The organism is Archangium violaceum Cb vi76, from assembly GCF_000733295.1.
GTDB lineage: Bacteria > Myxococcota > Myxococcia > Myxococcales > Myxococcaceae > Archangium > Archangium violaceum.
Genome location: NZ_JPMI01000150.1, coordinates 16637 through 35793, shown reverse-complemented (window position 1 = coordinate 35793; position 19157 = coordinate 16637). Strand labels below are relative to the sequence as shown.

The following is a 19157-nucleotide window of genomic DNA, read 5'->3' as shown; positions in this document are numbered from 1 at the left end:
TCAACCCGCGTCGGGAGGGGAAGGTGGGGGCGGGACTCCCGGTGAACCACCGTCCGGCGTCTGAACGCCGCCGTCCGGTGCCGGTGAACCGGCGTCGGGCAAGCCAGGGGCGGGAGGTGGAGTGGATGGTGATTCCGGGGTCGGACTGCGGGTGCCTCCGTCGAACCATGACGAAGGGAGGTTTGGGTCTGGCTTGCCCCAGACGCCGCCCACTTGTGAGTCGGGAAAAGGAGTGCCCTGCGACTCCTGCTCCGCGGTCTCGGAAGCCGGGCTCAAATCCTCGGGCTCACCGTCGAACAAGCGACGGAGGATGCGCCCATCCATGCTGATGGCGTACTTCGCTCCGCCGTCTAGTGGGAGGACCGCGGGTTTGCAGGCTTTGGGGTCTGAGCCAATCTCCACGAAAATGATTTCATCCCGCCGGATGACCCGGTAGCGGTGGGCTTCTTGTTTCTCCCAACACTGCCGCTCCCTTCCATTGGGAGGGATGAAGTCATTGGCGGCGATGGTGATGGCTCGAAGTGTGGCACCGTCCAGCTCGTACGGTTTGCCTTGCTCGCCAATTGTTGTCGCGAAGTGCTCGTGGAAGTCGGGGAACTTGATGGAGGTGTCTTCTTGCCGTGGCGCGGGTTTCTGGAACAGCGCACAGCTCGAGAGAATGACGGTCAGCGTGAGGGGCAGGTTTCTCAGTCTCATGGCGCGCCCTCGGCGGAGTTCTGGCAGGGAGCCGTTTTCTTCTCGATGCGATAGTCTACGTCATTGAGCCATTTGATGGTGCCGGTTTGCTGGCAGCGCCATTCGCCTCGTGTGTGGGTCCACTTCCTCAGTTGGCCCGCGAGCGGAATGTATTGGAAGAAACCGTCGCACGTAGGGTGTTCGGGATCGCTTGAGTTCGAGAAGAACGCGATGATGGCGAGTTTGATCGACTGATTCCCGAGCGGTCCATTCCGGCCCTGGAACTCGAAGTCGTGAATCCGTCCCTTCGCGACGATGGCCCGGATGTCGTCATCGGAGAGTGCGGCCGCATAGGGATGATTGTGGAGCGCGAAGACGTACTTGAGGCTGTCTGGCGGGTATCGCTGGTCATCCACGACGGAAGGAAGGGCACAGCTCCTCTTCCTATCCAGGTCGTCGGGCTTCGATTGGTCCGTCAGGTTGCTCATCTCGTACTTGTGGTCTGGCGTGTAATAAAGCCAGGCACAGTATTCGCGTGAGATGCGCCAACGCAGTGGGAAGTCCTGGTCCTGAACGCGGCCCGCGGTCGCATTGGGTTTGGAGAGGATGGTCGGGCACGCGGCGAGCACAGCATCCGAGTAGGAATCGAAGGGTCCAAAGCCCGGCATCGGACCTGGGAGACTCTCCAGAAGAGGCTCTCCTGGCTTGGGACGCACGACCCCTTCGATGGCTTGAGGCGTTGAACATCCCGAGGCCATCAGGGCAGAAGCCAGTAGGGCCCCTGGCAACCATCTGCGTGGATTCTCGTACGCCATGGATTCCTTCCGGTGGCCGGGATTCGTTCCCAGTTCTTGTGCGCCCTTGTTCTCGCTCGTCCTCCCCATCCAGCCCCAACAGCACGTACCAGGAATTTCCAGTCAGAACGTGGAAGTCCCCTATACCCGGAGAGAGTAACAGTCCCTGCGCGCATTGCGCAATATCCAGGTCAAGGACCCTACCGGACACGACTTCAAAAGTCATGTGATATGATGTGACTGTAGAGTCCCCGATGCCTCACGAAACGCGCGCAATCATTGGGGATGCGCTGTGAGCGCGCACACATCCGGGAGTCTCGAAGGGAGACTTCCTAGTTCTCGTCCTTGAGGACTTCCTCGAACTCCTTCTCGAGGTCGCGCAGGTCTTTGTCTTTCTGCGCGGAGAGCTTTTGAATCTCCGATGTCTTGTCCTGCTTGCGCGTGAAAGCGACGTCCACCAGTCCCACGTCCGCCTTGAGGACGAGGTCGTAGAACTGCTTGCGCACCTTCTGGATGCTCTCGAAGGCGATGCGGCCCACCAGGTTGCGCGCGTCGCCGGTCACGCTGGCCACTTCCTGGTGGTAGTCCTGGAGCAACTGCTGCTCGGCCAACACCTTGCCCTTGATGGCCGCGCCGCGCCGCTCCACCTGGGCGCGCAGCACCTGCCGGGCCGTGTCCACCCGGGCGCGCAGGAGCTCCGAGTTCCGGCGCGTCTCGTGCGTCCGAGCCACCAGCGCCGCGTCCTCTCCGGACAGCCGCTGCTCGGCGGCGGCCATCAGTGCATGCTCGTGATGGAGGGTCTCGCGGTACTGCATGCGCAGGATGTCCTCTCCCGACACGAAGGCGCTCGCGGATGCACGCTCGTCCGCCAGGCGCGAGCGCAGCAGTTTCAGCTCGGCCTCCAGCGCCTCCACCGTCTGCTCCTCGTTGCGCAACTGGGTGAGGAACTCCCGCTCGTCCGTCGGGGGGGGGGTGCGCTCGGCGCGCGTGTCGTCCAACCACTTGCGCACCGCGGTGGAGATGGCCTCCATGCTCCGCAGCTCGAAGCCCAGTTGGAACGCGCCGCGGTCCAGCTCGTCCACCTTGGTCTGCATCCGCTCCCGCCGCGCCTCCAGCTCCTGGGGGTTGGTGGGCAGGGTGGCCAGCCGCGCGCCCAGGGCCTCTCGCTCGCGGCGCACACCTTCCAACAAGGTGAGTTCCTCGGGCCGCAGCCGTCCCCGCAGCACGTCCCCCTCCACCTGCACCAGGTCCTGCTCCGTGCGCACCAGTGCGCTGTCCACCGCGTCCGCCCGCTGGTAGCCCTCCTGCAGCTCGGGGAACACCTGGAGGCCGCGCTCGTCCAGGGCCCGGAGGATGCGGGTGGCGATGGTCTTCGACTCGTCCACGCCCTCGCGGCTGCTGTCGAGGTCCTTCTGCATCGCCACCGCCTTCGTCACCTCTTCCTGGGTGGTGGCGAACTGGAGCGCCATCGGCGGCAACAGCGTGGTGACATCCAGGGTGCGCTCGTTGCGCGCCAGCAGCTTGTCGAAATACGCGACGGGGTCCTGGTTCGTCTTCAGCAGTGCGTCCAACTGGTCCCGCACCGGCTTGTAGGTGCCGACGACCTCCTCGTACGTGGCGGTGGCCTCGTCGTACTTGTGCAGCTTGAGCTGCAGGTGCCCCTGGAGCAGGCGCGCATCGGGGGCGATGGGGGCCTCGGGTCCCACCAGCAGGAGGATGTCCGTGGCGTTCTTCGCCTTCTCGAAGTCCGCCTTCTTCACGTGCACCCAGGCCATTTCATAGAGCGAATCCACGAAGGACTCGCTCCCGCGCGGAATCCGCGCGTACTGGTCGAGCGCCTCGTCCAGGCGTCCCAGCTCGTAGAGCAGCCGCCCCAGTGACAGACTCGCCAGCTCCTCGAGCCGCTGAAGCTCCGGCTCCTGCGCCTCCTCGGCGGCCAGGAGGCGGAACTGTTCCACGGCTCCCGCGTAGTCTCCCGCCTGCACGGACAGCACGCCGAGGAAGTACGCGCTCTGTCTCTGGAAGCGTCCGCCGGCGGTGGTGGCCAGGGGCTGGAAGGCCGCGCGGGTGCGCTGGCGCCGCTCCGCTTCCGGCAGGTCCGTCCGCTTGAAGAGCCACTTGGCGTAGACGTACTCGAGCTCCGGGGGAAGCTGGCCGCCCGACAGGCGCCGCGCCCGCTCCATGTACTCGTCGATGCCGGAGAGCTGGTTGAGCCGGCCGGCGATCTCCAGGTAGCGCGCGAGCGCGTCCCGGTAGTGCTTCGTGTCGCTCCGCGTGAGCAGCTCGCGCAGGTAGATGCGCGCGCCCACGTAGTTCTGCTGCCGGTAGAGCGAGTCCCCCAGGTAGAAGAGCGCGTCCGGGTAGCGCCCCTGCTCGCGGAACCGCGGGTCGCCCACCAGATCGTAGAAGAGCACCGACGCCGCGGCCCAGTCCTCCAGCAGGTACTGAATCTCTCCGTCGGAGAAGCGGCGCAGCAACAGCTCGTCCTCGCCGGGCTCGGGGCGCTGGGTGAACTGCGTCTCGACGAAGCGGAGGTCCTTCTCGGCGGCCTCGAGCCGCACGGACACCTGCTCCAGCCGCGAGGCCAGCTCTTGAGCGGTGGGCGGTGGGGCAGGGGCCTCGGCGGCGCGCGCGGAGCCGGGTGCCACGAGCGTGGCCGCCGTGAGCAGCAGGGCGTGGAGGCGCGACGTGCTCAAGTCCGGCCCTCTACTTCGATTCGGAGGCCGCGGCGGGAGGCGGCGGAGCGGCATCCGGGGTCGGCTTCGGCTTCTCGGGCTCGCGTGACGACTCGATGTCGTAGCGCACGGCCGGCCGGTCCTGCAGGTCCGTGGTCACTCCTCCCTTTTCGAAGCCCACCACGCGCACCGTCGTCACCTTCCCCGGTTCCGCGTTGAAGGTGTAGCTGGACTGCACCTTGAACCGGTAGCCCTCGAGGTAGCTGAACACCCCGAAGCCATGGCCGCGGTAGACGAGCCGCACGGCCACCTGGTGCTGGCCCGGCACGAGGCGGCCGCTGAAGATCTCGAACTCCCGGCTCTTGGACAGCTCCTCGGTCTCGTCCGTGCGGGTGTAGATGGGAGCGCCGTCCAGCGCGTACACCACCGACTCCAGCACGAACGAGTCACCCATCTCGTTGCGGTGCACGAGCACCGCGCGCGCCCCGGTGGAGAGCTCTCCGCCCAGCACCGTCTCCTGCAGCAACTGCAGGCGGGCCTTGGAGCGGTAGATCTTCTCCTTCAGGTCGACGACCTGCTCCTCCAGCGTGCGCACCCGGGTGTTGAAGGCCTCGTCCGCCGTGCGGGCCTGCGACGCGGCGGGAGCCTGCGCCGGAGCGGCGGGCGGAGCGGCCTCCGTGGGGGCGGGCGTGGGGACGGCGGAAGGGCCCTGCTGCCCGAAGGCAGGGGCCCACATGGCCGTGAACGCCACGGCCAGCACGCGAGCGGCCCGCCACACGGCCTAGCCGCCCTTCTTCAGCTCCGTCAGCACCAGCTTGGCCACCGCCTTGAGCGTGTCGAACACGCCGACGCCGGTGGGCGCCACCGCCTGGTACTCGGGGATGTTGCGCTGGTTGAGCGACTTGCGCATCTCCTCCACCGTCACCGCGTTGGGCAGGTCCCGCTTGTTGTACTGCATCACGTACGGGAGCTTGTTCAGATCGTAGCCCTGCTCGGCCAGGTTGATGCGGAGGTTCTCCAACGACTCCATGTTGGCCTCCATGCGCTCGACCTGGCTGTCGGCGACGAACACCACGCCGTCCACGCCCTTGAGGATGAGCTTGCGGCTGGCGTCGTAGAAGACCTGGCCCGGCACCGTGTACAGGTGGAAGCGCGTCTTGAAGCCGCGGATCTCACCGAGCGACAGCGGGAGGAAGTCGAAGAAGAGCGTGCGATCCGTCTCGGTGGAGAGCGAGATGAGCTTGCCCTTCGTCTCCGCGGCGGTCTTGTTGTAGATGTACTGCAGGTTCGTCGTCTTCCCGCACAACCCGGGACCGTAGTAGACGATCTTGCAGTTGATTTCGCGAGACGAGTAGTTGATGAAGGACATGGCTTCTCGGGTTACTCGCTGAAGAGGTTGTCGATATCGTCGTCGGAAATCTCGGCGAACGGCGAGCCGACCCCGGGACCATCCGTCTTCTTCACGAGGCTCTCGAAGATCTTGGTCAGCTCGTCACTGGCCTTCTTGATGCGCAAGCGCACCAGGCCGAGGCTGGTCCGGTTGTCGAAGATGACGACCAGCACCACCCGGCTCCCGACGATGGTCATGTACAACGAGTCCTTGGCCCCTTCGTGGAATTGATGGGGGAACTCGTTTTCGCCAATCAGCTTCGCGAGACCGCCCATCGCCGCCACGTTACCGGCCGTCAGCGAGGCCAGTGAGGTGGTGTCGATGTTCTGCGTCTGTCCCGCGGAAGAGATGAGTTGCCCGTTCTTGTCGACGAGGAACACCACCTTCGCGTTCGCGTCCTTGGTAAGCCGGTCGCAAACCGCGTTGATCTTGGTGAACTCCTCTTCGTACATCACCAGTTGCGTGCCCATGGGCGTTTACGCTCCTAAGCGTCTCGCTCGACCTTGACTCCCGCGGCCCCCGAAGGTTTCCGGAATGAATTTCGGAGGTTAGGTGCGGCGCTCCCGACCGGGGGAGCTTTAGCAAAGCCCTTCCAACCCGGCAAGAAGCCACCTCTATCCCTGGAACCAGGTGCTCCCGGGGCTGGCGTGCAGGCACGTGCCCACAGAGGTTGCCTGCTCGGGGCCAGCGGGAGGGGGATGGGGCTCATGCGGGGGCATCTTCCGAGGTAGGAAGGCGAGGTGGAAGCCCGGTCGCTTCCAGTTTCGAGGGGACCTGTCGAGTCTTCACTATACTCCGGCCGTGCCGTTCCGCTCCCTTCCCTTTTTCGCCATTCTCCTACTTGCGCTCACCTTGGGAGCGCCGATCAGCGCGTGGGCCCAGGGGGAGGCCGCGGAGTGGGCCTCGGTGCGGTTGCGCTACGGGCTGGCCTTCCGGGAGGGGGCCCAGGAGGCGGGCCCGGCGGTGTCGTACTCGGGCATGACGCCCAATGACGTGGCGCTGGGGCTCTCCGCGTTCGGCGGGGGCTGGTGGGGTGGGTGGGCCCGTGTGCAGCGCGAGGGCTTCCGTCTCTCACTGGGCTCGGAGTCCGTGACGGGGGGCGCGTTGGTGAGGGCCTCGGTGGGGCCGGCGGCGCGCGTCTTCCTGGGGCCGGTGCGCGCGGAGTTGAGCGCGGGTTACGGCTTCGCGCAGTTGCCGGTCTTCTCCTCCAGTGCGGGACAGGTGCAGCTCGTGCCCACGGCGCGCCATGCCGCGCTGGTGGGGGCCCGCGTGGTGGTGCCGCTGCCCTGGCGCCTGCGCGCGGAGGTGCGCGGGGAGCTGCCGGTGTTGGCCATCGGCGCCTCGTCGACTGGCTTCGCGGCCGGAGGGGCGCTGCTCGTCCCGGTGCTGCGGCGAGGCGGGTGGGGCGGGGCGCTGGTGCTGGATTACCAGTACGTGCGTGACGCGCTGACGACGGCGGATGGCGTGGTGTCGAGCCAGACCATCAGCCGCGCGGGCGTGGCGTTCGAGCTCTCCCTGGGAGGAGCGGAGACGGAGCGGCGGCCGGAGACGGGCGAGCTCTTGCTGACGGTGGTGGACGCGGACACCGGCCTGCCGCTCCCCGAGGCCCGGGTGGTGCTGACGGCGGGCGGAGTGGAGCAGGCGCCCCGGGTGGCGGGCGTGGACGGGCGGTTGTCGGACGTGGTGCTGCCGCCGGGAGAGGTGCTCGCGCGGGTGAGCGCGGGGGGCTACCAGCCCGCGGAGGAGCGCGTCACCGTGGCAGCCGGCGAGCGTGCGGAGTTGGTGGTGCGGGCGCGTCCTGAGCCGCGCGTGGGAACCCTGCGGGTGACGGTGGTGGATGCGCGCGGTGGCAAGCCCCTGCCGGGCGTGGCCGTGTTCGTGGGCTCCCGCGAGCTCCGCACCGACGCGACAGGTCAGGTTCGCCTGGAGGGGCTGCCGCCTGGTCCCTTGGAGGTGAAAGTATCAGCCGAGGGCTTCAGGACGGCGCAGGAGGCGGTGGTCATCGCCGTGGGGACGGAGACGGAGCTGCCCGTCACGTTGGTGTCCGGGCGGCAGGGAGCGCTCGCCACCCTGTCCGGGCAGGTGCGCAGTGTGCGGAAGGGCAAGCCCCTGAAGGCCCTGGTGGTCATCCCCGAGGCGAAGATTCGCCGCCGCACCGACGCCCGGGGGTCTTTCCAGGTCCAACTCAAGCAAGGTAGGTATCGTCTCGTCTTCTCGGCTCCCGGACATCTGTCCCAGACCAAGGTCGTCACCGTTCGCGACGGCGAACAAGCCATCTTCAACGTCGATCTCTTCCCCAAATCCCGGTGAGCTCCCTCCGTCCACGTCTCGTGTCCGCTCTGTGTCTGCTGCTGGCCACCGCCTGCGGAGACGAGGAGCCCGTACCCGCGCCCGTGCCCGCGCCACCTCCTCCCGCCGCCGTGGAGCAGAAGCCGGTGGCGGTGCCGGAGGCGAAGGCCGTGGAGCTCGCGCGGCTCGAGAGCGTGAAAGGCGAGGCGCGGCTGGAGCGCGGGGGCAAGCAGTCGCCAGCGGTGCGGGGCCCCCTGTCGCGGGGTGACGCGGTGGAGACGGGCGCGGACGGAAGCGTCACGGTGCGCTTCGCCGACGGGCGCACGGTGGAGGTGGGGCCGGACGCGCGCTTCGTGCTGGAGGAGGACTCGAGCGGCGTGGTGATGGCGGTGTCGCGTGGCTTCGTGCTGTCGCGAGTGCCGGCGGACCAGCCGAAGGGGCCCGCGGGCCCGAAGGTGCAGCTCACCCTGCTCACCCCATTTGGTCTCACGCGCGTGGGCTCGGACGGCAGCGCGGTGAAGGTGGACGTGGGCCCGGACGAGGGCCGCGTGGAAGTGCTGCTGGGCACCGTGGAGGTGGTGGCGAAGAACGGGCAGACGGTGAAGGCCGAGCAGGGCCAGGTGGCGTCGGTGAAGGTGGGGGGCGTGACGACGCGTGTGCTGGAGCTGGCGCCCGTCGAGGTGACGGTGCATGCCGGGACGGGCCGCGCCGAGTGGCGCCAGAAGGGCAGTGCCCGGTGGCGCGGGGTGGACCGGGATGGCGAGTCGCTCAAGGCCGGTGACAGCGTGCGCGTGCGCCGGGGCACGGCGCTGCTGAAGCTGGAGGGCTCGGAGTCCACGCTCTCGCTGGGTGCTGGGGGCGAGCTGGTGGTGGAGGACGTGTCCCGGGCGGGCTCGACGGACGAGGCGCGGTTGGACCTGCGCAAGGGCGAGCTGGGGCTGATGCTGGCCTCGGGGCGCGCCAGCCGGGTGGTGTTGCCGGGACTGTCGCTGGAGAGCAGCGGGGCGGCCCGGCTCGAGGTGCGGCGTACCGGGGATGGCTTCACCGTGGATTCTCGCGCGGGTGACGTGACGCTGGTGCGTGGTGGGGCTCGCGAGCCGCTGCACGCGGGCGAGCGCGCCACCGTGGCGGGCGAGGCCACCGCGAAGGTCGAGGCGCTGGCGCGGGCACCGCTCGCGCTGCCCTCCGTCGAGGGCCAGCAGGTGTTCCAGCGGCGCCTGCCGGAGGTGTCCCTCACGTGGGAGGAGGCGGGCGAGGTGCGGGTGGAGGTGGCCTCGGATGCGGACTTCAAGAAGCCGGTGCTGGCGGGTGCGGCCCGGAATGGCTTCGTCAACGTGACGCCTCCGGCGCGGGGCTCGCTGTTCTGGCGGGTGCGGCGGCTGGACGGCTCGGTGGTGGCGCGGGGCAATGCGTCCTTCGGGCCGGAGCGCTCCACGAAGGGCGAGCTGGACCGGTTGCGCAACCGGGTACCCGAGGGGCCGGAGAAGACGACCATCTTCTTCCAGGACAAGCCACCGGCCGTCACCTTCACCTGTGAGGCGGTGCAGGGCGCGGCGTCCTACCGGGTGGCGGTGTACCGGACCGGCGAGCTGCGCCAGCCCGTGGCGGAGCGGACTGCCTCCGCGCCCCAGGTGCCGCTCGAGGCCGGTATCCTGAAAGAGGGCAGCTTCCTCTGGTCCGTCACCCCTGTGGCTCCGAGCGGTCAGCCCATCCGCGGCGGGCGGATGAACAAGCTGGAGCTCGTCTTCGACAACTCGGTGCCCACGCTCGTCATCAACGCCCCCCGGGAGGGCCAGCGCGCGGGGCCTCGCGTGCGCGTGACGGGAGTGGCCCCGGTGGATTCGAAGCTCTCCGTGAACGGACGGCCGGTGAATCTCGACTCGAAACACCGGTTCAACACCTGGGTGGTGCCGGAGGGACGGCCACCCCTCGTGGTATTCAAGCTGTCACGTCCCCGCGCACCGGATGTGTATACGGTGCGCACCCTGAAGTGAGGCCCGCATGACGACGCCCGACGCTGGAAAGGTCGCTGGAGGCAGTCCCGACGCTCAGCTCCGGGCCTATGGCCAGTACGTGCTGGTGCGCAAGCTGGCCGAGGGCGGCATGGCGGAGATCTTCCTCGCCAAGCGGGTGGGCGCGGACGGCTTCGAGCGCAACGTCGTCATCAAGCGGATGCTGGCCCATCTCTCGGGCCTGCCCGAGTTCGTGGACATGTTCCGCGACGAGGCCCGGCTGGCGGCGAAGCTGTCGCACCCGAACATCGTCCAGATTCAAGACCTGGGCTTCGCGGACGGCTGCTACTACATCTGCATGGAGTACCTGCCGGGGGAGGACTTCTCCACCACGGTGCGCACGGCGAGCTTCCGGGGCGAGTACGTCCCGGTGCCGCTGGTGATGCGGGTGCTGGCGGACGCGGCGCGGGGTCTGCACTACGCCCACGAGTTCGCCGATGAGGCGGGACGGCGGCTGAACATCGTCCACCGCGACATCTCGCCCTCGAACCTGTACGTGACGTACGAGGGCCAGGTGAAGGTGCTGGACTTCGGCATCTCCAAGTACGAGTCGCGCCAGGCCCAGACGCGCACCGGTGTGGTGAAGGGCAAGTACATCTACATGGCGCCGGAGCAGGCGCGGGGAGCCCAGGTGGACCAGCGCGCGGACGTCTTCGCGCTGGGCGTGAGCCTCTACGAGGCGCTCACCCACGTGCGGCCCTTCGCCCGGGACAACGACCTGGCGGTGCTCAACGCGTTGCTGGAGGGCGAGTACCAGCCGCCCCGGGAATTGCGGCCCGACCTGTCCCCGGAGCTGGAGATGGTGGTGCTCCGGGCGATGGCCTACGACCCCGAGGAGCGCTACGCCACCGCCGCGGAGTTCGCGGACGACCTGGAGCACCTCCTGTCGAAGGAGTCCCAGCGGACGACGGGCTCCCAGCTGGCCGCGTACCTGCGCACCAGCTTCGGCGAGGAGCGCTACGCGGAGAAGACGCGCATCCCGACGATCACGACGCTGAGGCAGTCCGGGCTCTCCATTCCGGAGACGGTCGCCGGGTCCTCGATGCGGCTGTCGGGCTCCATGTCCTCTGTTTCCTCCGAGGCACAGACGGGAGCCGTTCCCTCCCAGCCCGGCACGAACGGTGCGGTGGCCGGGTCCTCGCGCTGGCGTGGCGTCGTCGCGGGTGTCGTGGCGGGCTGCCTGCTGCTGGCGGGAGGAGCGTTCGTGGTGGGGCGCAAGGTCGGGACGGCTCCCTCGGAGCCGGTGGCACAGCCGGCGCCTCAGCCCGTGGTCCAGGCCGCTCCGCCCTCGGCGCCCGAGTCCCCACCGCCGGCCCCCACGGAGACCGCTCCCGCGTCACTGGAAGCCGCGGTGCCGGGGAGCGTCGTGGCCGCCGTCGCCGAGGCCGCTCCTTCTTCCGCCCAGGTTTCGCCCGCCCAGACGGCGCTGGCCGCCGCGCCGGAGTCCACCGTGGCTCCACCCGCCGAGCAGGCCGAGCCCCCCGTCACGAAGGTGTCGTCGCGGACGCAGAAGCGCGTGACGCTGGAGGCCGCGGACATCCAGAAGGTGGTATCGCGCAACCGGGCGCGCATCATGTCGTGCTTCGAGCAGTACAAGCGCGACCTGCCCTCGGACGAGGGCAACGTGCAGGTGCGCTTCACCATCATCTCCTCGGGCAAGGCGAACGCGACCACGCAGGGGCCGCTGGCGACGCGGCCCGTGGGCAAGTGCCTGGAGAAGCAGGTGGAGCGCCTGCGCTTCCCGGCCCATCGCGACAAGGAAGTGACGGTGGTGCTGCCCTTCGGCTACCGCGTGACGCGGTAGCCGGGGCGGCTCACAGCTCGCGCCGGGCGCTGAGCGCCTTGGCCAGCGTGGCCTGGTCGGCGTACTCGAGGTCGCCGCCCATGGGCAGGCCCTGGGCGATGCGGCTCACCCGGATGCCCATCGGCTTGAGCAGCCGCGTGAGGTAGAGCGCGGTGGCCTCTCCCTCCACGTCCGGGTTGGTGGCGAGGATGATCTCCTCGACATGGCCGTCCCCCAGACGCGTGAGCAGCTCCTTGATGCGCAGCTGCTCGGGGCCCACGCCGTCCAGCGGCGAGAGCACACCGTGCAGCACGTGGTAGCGCCCCTTGAACTCGCGGGTGCGCTCCAGGGCCATCAGGTCCGCGAACGTCTCCACGACGCACAGCGTGCGCTCATCGCGCCGGTTGTCCCGGCAGAAGCCGCACAGCTCCGAGTCCGTCAGGGAGAAGCAGCGGGCGCACAGGTGCACCTTCTCCTTCACCTCGCGGATGGCCTGGGAGAGCTCCTGGGCGTACTCGCCCGGAGCGCGGAGGATGTGGAACGCCAGCCGCTGCGCGGTCTTCTCTCCGATGCCGGGGAGCTTCGCGAGCTGGGCGACCAGCCGATTGAGCGGATCCGGAGTCATTCGCCAATCAAGTAATGCCGGGGATCTTCACGCCGCCCGAGATCTTTCCGAGCTCGCGCTGCATCTTCTCACGGCTGCTCGCCAGGGCGGCGTTGACGCCGGCGGTGACCAGGTCCTCGAGCATGCCCAGGTCGTTGGGGTCCACGAGGGACTTGTCGATCTTGATGCTCTTGATCTCCTGGACGCAGTTGGCGACCACGGTGACACGGCCGTCGCCGGCCTTGGCCTCGACGGTCTCCTCGGCCAGCTCCTTCTTGCGCTGTTCGATCTTCTCCGTGAGCTTGTTGGCCTGACGGATGAAGTAGTTCAAGTCGATGCCGGGCATGCGCTTCCTCGTAGGACATGCGAGCGGGCGTCGGAAGACCGCTCGGTGTAGTGCGGAACGCGCACCCTAGCGTCGGGCGAGCCGGTTGTCAGGGGCTCTCGTCGGGGAGGTCGTTCGTCGGGGCGGCTACCGGGCGCGCGGGCTGGTCGTACACCTGGATGTGTTCGATTTCGCCCCCCAGGAACTTCAGGGTGGCGCGGATGGCGGGGTGGCTGCGCACACGGCCCTCGGTGCTCTTCTCGTAGGCGGCGCGCTCCTGGGCGTCCTCCTGGGCGATGCTGATGAGGCTCGAGCCAGTGCTCTGCTGGGCCTCGTTCTCGGAGATGTCCTGCACCAGGAGCTTCGTGGGGCGGCCGAAGTGCTCGGAGAGGGCCTTCTCGACGATGGCGCGCCCGGCGCCTCCGGCCACGGTCGTCTTGTGGAAGCCGTCCTTGGGCGTGTAGGCGATCGCCACCTCGCCCTCGCGGATCCACAGCAGGCGGCCGCAGGCGAGCGACTTGGCGTGCCGGCCGGAGGCATCGCGCACGGTGTCCACCGCCGAGCGCCACCGGTCCTGGAGCGGCTTCCGGGGGTTGTCGCGGCCCGAGGCGGCCATGGGAACCGCGGCGCGCCCCGCGTGGTGGACGTCGAAGGGCCGGACGGACTCGGCCTCTGGTTCCGGCTCGGCGAGGGGAACGGGTGGCGCGTCCGGCAGGCACTCACCGGAGGCACAGCCCTCGGGAGAGGCCTCCTCGGGGAAGTAGCGCTCGTCGTCGACTGGAGGAGGGGGCTGTGGCGGCTGCGGGGGCAGGCGCACGTTCGTCACGCGCACCACGGGCTGCGTGGGCGCGGGAGCCTCGGGAGCTCGCGCGACGGGCGCGGGGCCGCCCCGGGACATGCCAAAAGGCGGCGAGGCCGGAGCCATCGCGGGCTGGACGGGCTCGGAGGCCTGGACAGGAGGTGCCGGGGCTCGCGGGGCCGAAGCCACGGGAGCCGGACCCCGGGCCTCCAGCGGACGCGACGGGGCCATGGCCGCCGCGGGAGGTGCGGTGGGCTCGGGCGCGCGAGGCGGTGGGGCCGGGGCCCGGGCGGGCTCCGGGGGACGCTCAGTGGGAGCGAAAGTTGGCGGGACTGGAGCGACCTCCGGGCGCCCCAGCAGCTACCTTGCGCGCGTCCTCGGTGGGACCGAGGCCGGAAGCGAGACGATCCACCCGGGCGAGCAGCTCCGGGATGGAGCCGACCGGCGAGAGCTGGATGGCCTTGAGCAACGCCATCTCCAGGGCGAGCCGGGGATGGGCCGCGCGAGACACCTCCCACACGCACCCGTGCACCACATCGAAGAGGCGGGAGATCTGCGCCGGGTCCGCCTCCTTGGCCAGGGTGGTGAGCGCGTTGCGCTCGGACTCGGCGAGCTCCGCAGGGGCCTCGCCCAGCGTCTTGGCGACGAAGAGGTGGCGCAGCTGCAGCGCGAGCTCCTCGGTGAGGCGCTTGAGGTCCGTGCCGCGGTTGAAGACCTCCTCCACGCGCTCGAGCACGCCCTTCGCGTCCTTGCGCACCAGCGCCTCGGCGAAGCCCTGCACCACCGTGCGATCGATGGTCCCCAGCGCATCGGCGATGTCCTCGTCCTTGGGCTCGGGGCCGCAGGCGGAGAAGATCTGATCCAGGAGGCTGAGCGCGTCGCGCATGCCGCCCTCGGACTGGCGCACCACCATGGAGAGCGCCCGCTCGGAGATGGCGACCTTTTCCTGCTCGCAGATGTACTTGAGCCGCTGGAGCATCACGGCCGCGGAGATGCGGCGGAAGTTGTGACGCTGGCAGCGCGAGAGGATGGTGTCCGGGAGCTTGTGGGCCTCGGTGGTCGCGAAGATGAACTTCACGTGCCCGGGCGGCTCCTCGAGCGTCTTCAGGAGCGCGTTGAACGCGGCTCCCGTGAGCATGTGGACCTCGTCGATGATGTAGATCTTGTGCCGGTCGCGCTGCGGCAGGTACTTGGCGTTCTCGCGGATCTCGCGGACGTTCTCCACGCCGTTGTTGGAGGCACCGTCGATCTCCGCCACGTCCACCGACGTGCCCGCGGCGATCTCCGTGCAGGCCTGGCACTTGCCACAGGGCTCGGGGGTGGGGCCGTGCTCACAGTTGAGGGCCTTGGCGAGCAGGCGGGCGGCGGTCGTCTTGCCCACGCCTCGAGGGCCGCAGAACAGGTAGGCGTGCGCCACCCGGTTCATCTTGATGGCGTTGGCGACCGTCCGGACCACGTGCTCCTGGCCGGTCATGTCGTCGAAGGTCTGCGGGCGCCATTTACGGGCGAGGACGAGGTAGCTCATGGGGGCGGTGAATCTAAACACGGAGAACACCCCAGCGCACAACTTCCATGCACCGCCCGCTCTACTTTTCCAGTCCTGCCCGGAAGTCCATGAATGGGACGCATGAGGTCGGGTGTGGTTCACTCCTCGTCCAGGGGCCCGCTTCGTCTCCTGGCTTGCGCTTCCACGAGAGGGCGGGGAGAGTCGCGAGGCCCTTCCCATGACCGTGTCCGCGCCCGTCTCCGCTCCTCCGCCCTCCGCTGTTCCGGTTTCCGAGGTGCCGCGCTCCGGGGGGCGTCCGGGGTGGCCGCTCGTGGTGCTGCTGGGCGGGGTCGGGCTGTTGCCCGCGCTCATCGCGGTGGCGCAGCTCGGGCGCATCCACCCGGACGAGGTGTACCAGCTGCTCGAGCCGGCCTGGTTTCGCGCCCATGGCTATGGGGTGCTGGCCTGGGAGTGGCGCACGGGTCTGCGCAACTGGGCGATGCCGGGACTGGCCTCGTGGCTGTTGCGGCTGGCGGACGTGCTGGGACTCACGCACCCGGTGGCGTACCGGGCGCTGATCGCCGTGCCGCAGGTGGCGCTGCACGGGTGGATGTTGTGGGCCACATACCGCTACGCCGAGCGCCGTGCGGGACGCTCGGGAGGCCTCTTCGCGCTGCTCGCCGTGGGCCTCTACGGGCCGGTGCTCGTCTTCGCGGGCCGCACGTTGGGCGAGTCGCTTTCCACCGCCTTCCTCGTGGTGGCCCTGGAGGCGCTCGACCGCACCGAGCACCCGATGCGCGCCGGCCTGGTGGGCGGACTGGCGCTGGGACTGGCGGTGGTGGCGCGGTACGGCTCGGCGGTGGTGGTGCTGGCGGCGCTCGTCTGGCTGGCGGCGGCCTGGCGATGGCGGGTGCTCGCCTTCGCCTGCCTCGGGGGACTCGTCGTCGCGCTGGGCCTGGGGGCTCTCGATTGGGCGACGTGGGGCAAGCCCTTCCACTCCTTCTTCGCCTACGTGGACTTCAACGTCCTCTCCGGGCAGGCCGCGAGGCAGTTCGGCGCTTCACCGCCGGGCTTCTACCTGTGGCCCTTCCTCTCCGGGTTGCCCCTCTGGCTCTGGGCCATGGTGCCCCAGGGGCTCACCTCCCTGCGCCAGCGGTTCGCCATTCCCCTCCCGCTCTTCTGCGCGGTGGCCTACCTCCTCGCCATCACCACCACGGCCCATAAGGAGGAGCGATTCCTCTACCCGGCGCTGGTGCTCCTGACGCTGGCCGCGGCTCCGGCCCTGGCCGCCCTCGTCCTAGGCCGCGAGAGTGCCCGCTCGAAGTGGGGGTTGGGAGCGGTGGCCCTGGCCACCACGCTGCTGGCGGGGTTCTTCTTCCCGCCGGTGGACCTGCGAGGAGACCAGTTCCGCGCCATCGTCAGGGCCACGCGAGGGGAGGGCGCTCGCGGACTGCTCATCGTCAACGAGGGCCTGTGGGGAGCGGGAGGCTTCTTCTACATCGGGAAGAACATCCCCTGGTTCACCTGTGACTGGCCCCATGACGCCAACTTCCAGGCGGCCATGCGGGACAGGCGCTTCAACCGCGCCGTCACCTTCGAGGGCCGGGCCCTGGCGGAGCTCCAGTCGGCCGGCTTCCACGTGGTGGGCCGGGTGGGCCGCGAGACGGTGCTCGCGCGGGACTGAGGGCAAAAAAAGAAGGAGCCGAATCCTCTTTCGAAGATTCGGCTCCTTCACAAGAACGGCCGGGACACACGCGGAGGTGCGCTACCGTTGCTTCCTTCCGGACCTGGCGGGGTTCACGTCCCCACGTTGTCCCGACCACAAGCTCTTGCTACCGCGAAACAGACTACGGAGAGGGTGGGATTCGAACCCACGATACCCTTTCAGATATACACGCGTTCCAGGCGTGCGCCTTCAACCGCTCGGCCACCTCTCCATGAGAGACACTCTGCGGAGAGCGTAGGATTCGAACCTACGATACCGTTCCCGGTATGCCTGATTTCGAGTCAGGTGCCTTCGACCACTCGGCCAGCTCTCCAATATTCACTTGTCGCGTTTCTTCTCGCGCAGTCGCTCGAAGAAATCCTTCAGCATCTGGCGGCTCTCGTCCGCCAATATACCACTCATCACCTGGAGCCGGTGGTTGTGCCGGGGCTCCTCGGCGAGGTTGTAGAGCGAACCAACGGCTCCGGCTTTCGGGTCCATCGTTCCGAAAACCAGCCGCGTGACCCTCGACTGAACCAGCGCTCCGGCGCACATCGCACACGGCTCCAGCGTCACATACAGGGTGACACCCGTGAGCCGCCATGCTCCTAGCGCCTTGGCTGCTGCGTCCAGCGCGAAGATCTCCGCGTGGGCCAGGGGATTCCGGTCGATTTCCCTGCGATTGAAGCCGACGCCGATGACCTTACCATCGTGTACGGCCACCGCACCGACAGGGACTTCCCCGAGTCCAGCGGCTTCCCGCGCGAGCGCGAGCGCCTGCTGCATGAAAGCTTCGTCCAGACTCATGAGGGAATGAGATGAGGGGAAAGGTTGGCGCTCCCTGGAGGATTCGAACCTCCGGCCTTCGGATTCGTAGTCCGACGCTCTATCCAGCTGAGCTAAGGGAGCTTGCCGTTTCCTTCACCGCATCTACCACAACCGCGACCTCTGTACCACAACCACTTTCGCGCTACCACAACCAAGATGAGTGGCGGAGAGAGAGGGATTCGAACCCTCGATACCCTTTCGAGTATGCAGGTTTAGCAAACCTGTGCCTTCAGCCTCTCGGCCATCTCTCCACTGCCTTTACTGTCAAAGAACCGCACACAGCAACAACAAAAACGGAGGAGGTAGGATTCGAACCTACGGGAAGCTTGCGCCACCTGCGGTTTTCAAGACCGCTGCCTTCAGCCGCTCGGCCACTCCTCCACTGCTTGGAGCCGCGCGGGCCACCGAACTGCGTGGGCCGCCCTTCTACATCATCCGGGGCCCATTGCAACAACGTTATCGGGCCCCGGAAGCTGACAGCCGAAGACTACATCGGCCGGAGTTCCTTGAGCCCTCCCATGTAGGGCACCAACGCCTCGGGGATGGCGATGCTTCCGTCCTCGCGCTGGTAGTTCTCGAGGATGGCGATGGTCGTCCGCCCCACGGCCAGGCCACTGCCATTGAGCGTGTGGAGGAGCTGGGGCTTGTCCCCCTTCTGGGCGCGGTAGCGGATTTTCGCCCGGCGCGCCTGGAAGTCACCGCAGTCCGAGCAGGAGGAGATCTCCCGGTACGTCCCCTGGCCGGGCAGCCAGACCTCGATGTCGTAGGTCTTCCGGGCGCCGAAGCCCATGTCCCCGGTGCACAGCAACATCACCCGGTGGTGCAGCCCGAGGCGCCGGAGGATGTCGCACGCGTCGTCCGTCATCTTCTCCAGCTCGTCGAGGCTGGTGTCCGGCGTGGCGAACTTCACCAGCTCCACCTTGTGGAACTGGTGCTGGCGGATGAGGCCGCGGGTGTCCTTGCCGGCCGAGCCCGCCTCGGCGCGGAAGCACGGGCTGAAGGCGCAGTACTTCCGGGGCAGCTGGTCCCCGTCCAGAATCTCGTCCGCGTGGTAGTTGGTGACGGGCACCTCGGAGGTGGGGATGAGGAAGCGCTCGGGCTCGCCCACCGTCTTGAAGGCGTCCTCCTCGAACTTGGGCAGCTGGCCGGTGCCCATCATCGTCTCGCGCAGCACCAGGTAGGGCGGCAGCATCTCGACGTACCCCTTGGGGGTGTGCACGTCGATCATGAAGCTCACCAGGGCGCGCTCCAGCCGGGCGAGCGCTCCCTTGTAGAAGGCGAAGCGCGAGCCGGACACCTTCGCGGCACGCTCGAAGTCCAGCATGCCCAGCTTCTCACCCAGCTCGAAGTGCTGCTTGGGGGTGAAGGGGAGGTTGGGCTTCTCGCCCCAGCTGCGCACCTGGACGTTGTCCTCGGCGCCGCCACCCACGGGCACGGACTCGTGGGGGATGTTGGGGATGACCAGCAGGATGCGGCTGAGCTCCTCCTCCACTTCCTTGAGGCGGGCCTCCTTCTCCTTGATGGTCTGCGAGACGGTGCGCATCTCCCCGCGCAGGGCCTCGAGCGCGGCCGGATCCTCCTTGGCCTTGCGCTTCATCTCCTCGTTGGCCGTGTTGCGGCGCGCGGAGAGTGACTCCATGGCCACGTAGAGGTCGCGCCGTTCCGACACGAGGCTCTTGAAGGGGCCGAGGTCCAGGCTGCCGCCCCGGGACTGCAACCGGGCGACCACCGCATCGAAGTTCTGCGCGACGTACTTGAGATCCAGCATGGCGGGGCGGTTGTAGTCACCCCG

At 68.3% G+C, this 19157-nt stretch carries 16 protein-coding genes, 5 tRNA genes and 1 other RNA gene; 4 read left to right on the top strand and 18 right to left on the bottom strand.

The features are described 5' to 3' along the window. The 6 genes from Q664_RS57920 to mglB all read right to left on the bottom strand — a co-directional run bounded on the left by Q664_RS57920 (position 1) and on the right by mglB (position 6004). Complete coding sequence (locus Q664_RS57920) at positions 1 to 696, bottom strand: hypothetical protein (protein ID WP_152622269.1); 696 nt, start codon at positions 694 to 696, stop codon at positions 1 to 3. After that, on the bottom strand, positions 693 to 1343 hold the full coding sequence (locus tag Q664_RS22250) for a hypothetical protein (protein ID WP_052518499.1): 651 nt from the start codon (positions 1341 to 1343) through the stop codon (positions 693 to 695). Before Q664_RS22250 ends, Q664_RS57920 begins: the two co-directional genes overlap by 4 nt. Before the next feature lie 458 nt (positions 1344 to 1801). Beyond that, positions 1802 to 4165 (bottom strand): tetratricopeptide repeat protein, encoded by a 2364-nt coding sequence (locus Q664_RS22245; RefSeq protein ID WP_043399070.1) that lies wholly within the window; start codon positions 4163 to 4165, stop codon positions 1802 to 1804. Positions 4166 to 4175: 10 nt separating this feature from the next. After that, positions 4176 to 4880 carry a dihydrolipoamide acetyltransferase gene (locus Q664_RS22240; protein ID WP_084610234.1) on the bottom strand — a complete coding sequence of 235 codons (705 nt, stop codon included), beginning with the start codon at positions 4878 to 4880 and terminating at the stop codon, positions 4176 to 4178. 45 nt (positions 4881 to 4925) lie between these two features. Next, entirely contained in the window at positions 4926 to 5513 is a 588-nt protein-coding gene (gene mglA, locus Q664_RS22235; protein WP_043399067.1) for a gliding-motility regulator Ras-like GTPase MglA, read from the bottom strand. Between the two features lie 11 nt (positions 5514 to 5524). After that, positions 5525 to 6004 carry a gliding-motility regulator GTPase-activating protein MglB gene (gene mglB / locus Q664_RS22230; protein WP_002626753.1) on the bottom strand — a complete coding sequence of 160 codons (480 nt, stop codon included), beginning with the start codon at positions 6002 to 6004 and terminating at the stop codon, positions 5525 to 5527. Positions 6005 to 6386: 382 nt separating this feature from the next. Between mglB and Q664_RS22225 the strand changes: the two genes are divergently transcribed. The 3 genes from Q664_RS22225 to Q664_RS22215 are packed head-to-tail and all read left to right on the top strand — an operon-like array spanning position 6387 to position 11639. Continuing rightward, positions 6387 to 7844, top strand: coding sequence for an MSCRAMM family protein (locus Q664_RS22225; RefSeq protein ID WP_235216823.1), 1458 nt, complete (start codon positions 6387 to 6389; stop codon positions 7842 to 7844). Between the two features lie 20 nt (positions 7845 to 7864). Further along, positions 7865 to 9817 (top strand): FecR domain-containing protein, encoded by a 1953-nt coding sequence (locus tag Q664_RS22220; protein ID WP_235216822.1) that lies wholly within the window; start codon positions 7865 to 7867, stop codon positions 9815 to 9817. 7 nt (positions 9818 to 9824) lie between these two features. Then, positions 9825 to 11639 (top strand): protein kinase domain-containing protein, encoded by a 1815-nt coding sequence (locus Q664_RS22215; RefSeq protein ID WP_043399062.1) that lies wholly within the window; start codon positions 9825 to 9827, stop codon positions 11637 to 11639. Positions 11640 to 11649: 10 nt separating this feature from the next. On the opposite strand, the gene recR is transcribed toward Q664_RS22215, so the two are convergent. The 4 genes from recR to dnaX form a co-directional block, all read right to left on the bottom strand. After that, positions 11650 to 12243, bottom strand: coding sequence for a recombination mediator RecR (recR, locus tag Q664_RS22210; protein WP_043399060.1), 594 nt, complete (start codon positions 12241 to 12243; stop codon positions 11650 to 11652). A 7-nt stretch (positions 12244 to 12250) separates the two neighbouring features. Beyond that, positions 12251 to 12568: a YbaB/EbfC family nucleoid-associated protein gene (locus Q664_RS22205; RefSeq protein WP_043399057.1), complete on the bottom strand. Its 318-nt coding sequence runs from the start codon at positions 12566 to 12568 to the stop codon at positions 12251 to 12253. An 88-nt stretch (positions 12569 to 12656) separates the two neighbouring features. Beyond that, a complete protein-coding gene (locus tag Q664_RS52485; protein ID WP_235216821.1) occupies positions 12657 to 13577 on the bottom strand; it encodes a DNA polymerase III subunit gamma/tau in 921 nt (306 codons plus the stop codon). Positions 13578 to 13653: 76 nt separating this feature from the next. Further along, on the bottom strand, positions 13654 to 14871 hold the full coding sequence (gene dnaX, locus Q664_RS22200; protein ID WP_052518498.1) for a DNA polymerase III subunit gamma/tau: 1218 nt from the start codon (positions 14869 to 14871) through the stop codon (positions 13654 to 13656). A gap of 199 nt (positions 14872 to 15070) precedes the next feature. Between dnaX and Q664_RS22195 the strand changes: the two genes are divergently transcribed. Then, the gene (locus tag Q664_RS22195) at positions 15071 to 16516 is read left to right on the top strand and encodes a glycosyltransferase family protein (protein WP_043399055.1); all 1446 of its coding nucleotides are present in this window, start codon (positions 15071 to 15073) and stop codon (positions 16514 to 16516) included. A 49-nt stretch (positions 16517 to 16565) separates the two neighbouring features. Here the strand turns inward: Q664_RS22195 and ffs are convergent. The 8 genes from ffs to serS all read right to left on the bottom strand — a co-directional run bounded on the left by ffs (position 16566) and on the right by serS (position 19133). Beyond that, positions 16566 to 16658, bottom strand: an RNA gene (gene ffs, locus Q664_RS54145) — signal recognition particle sRNA small type. 24 nt (positions 16659 to 16682) lie between these two features. Then, positions 16683 to 16769, bottom strand: a tRNA-Ser gene (locus Q664_RS22190). 15 nt (positions 16770 to 16784) lie between these two features. Further along, positions 16785 to 16871, bottom strand: a tRNA-Ser gene (locus Q664_RS22185). Positions 16872 to 16876: 5 nt separating this feature from the next. Next, positions 16877 to 17344, bottom strand: a complete 468-nt coding sequence (gene tadA / locus Q664_RS22180; protein WP_043399052.1) for a tRNA adenosine(34) deaminase TadA — start codon at positions 17342 to 17344, stop codon at positions 16877 to 16879. Between the two features lie 25 nt (positions 17345 to 17369). Then, positions 17370 to 17446 (bottom strand) — tRNA-Arg (locus Q664_RS22175). Between the two features lie 80 nt (positions 17447 to 17526). Then, positions 17527 to 17616 (bottom strand) — tRNA-Ser (locus Q664_RS22170). 43 nt (positions 17617 to 17659) lie between these two features. After that, a tRNA-Ser gene (locus Q664_RS22165) sits at positions 17660 to 17746 on the bottom strand. A gap of 106 nt (positions 17747 to 17852) precedes the next feature. Beyond that, positions 17853 to 19133, bottom strand: coding sequence for a serine--tRNA ligase (serS, locus tag Q664_RS22160; protein WP_043399049.1), 1281 nt, complete (start codon positions 19131 to 19133; stop codon positions 17853 to 17855). Between the last annotated feature and the right edge of the window lie 24 nt (positions 19134 to 19157).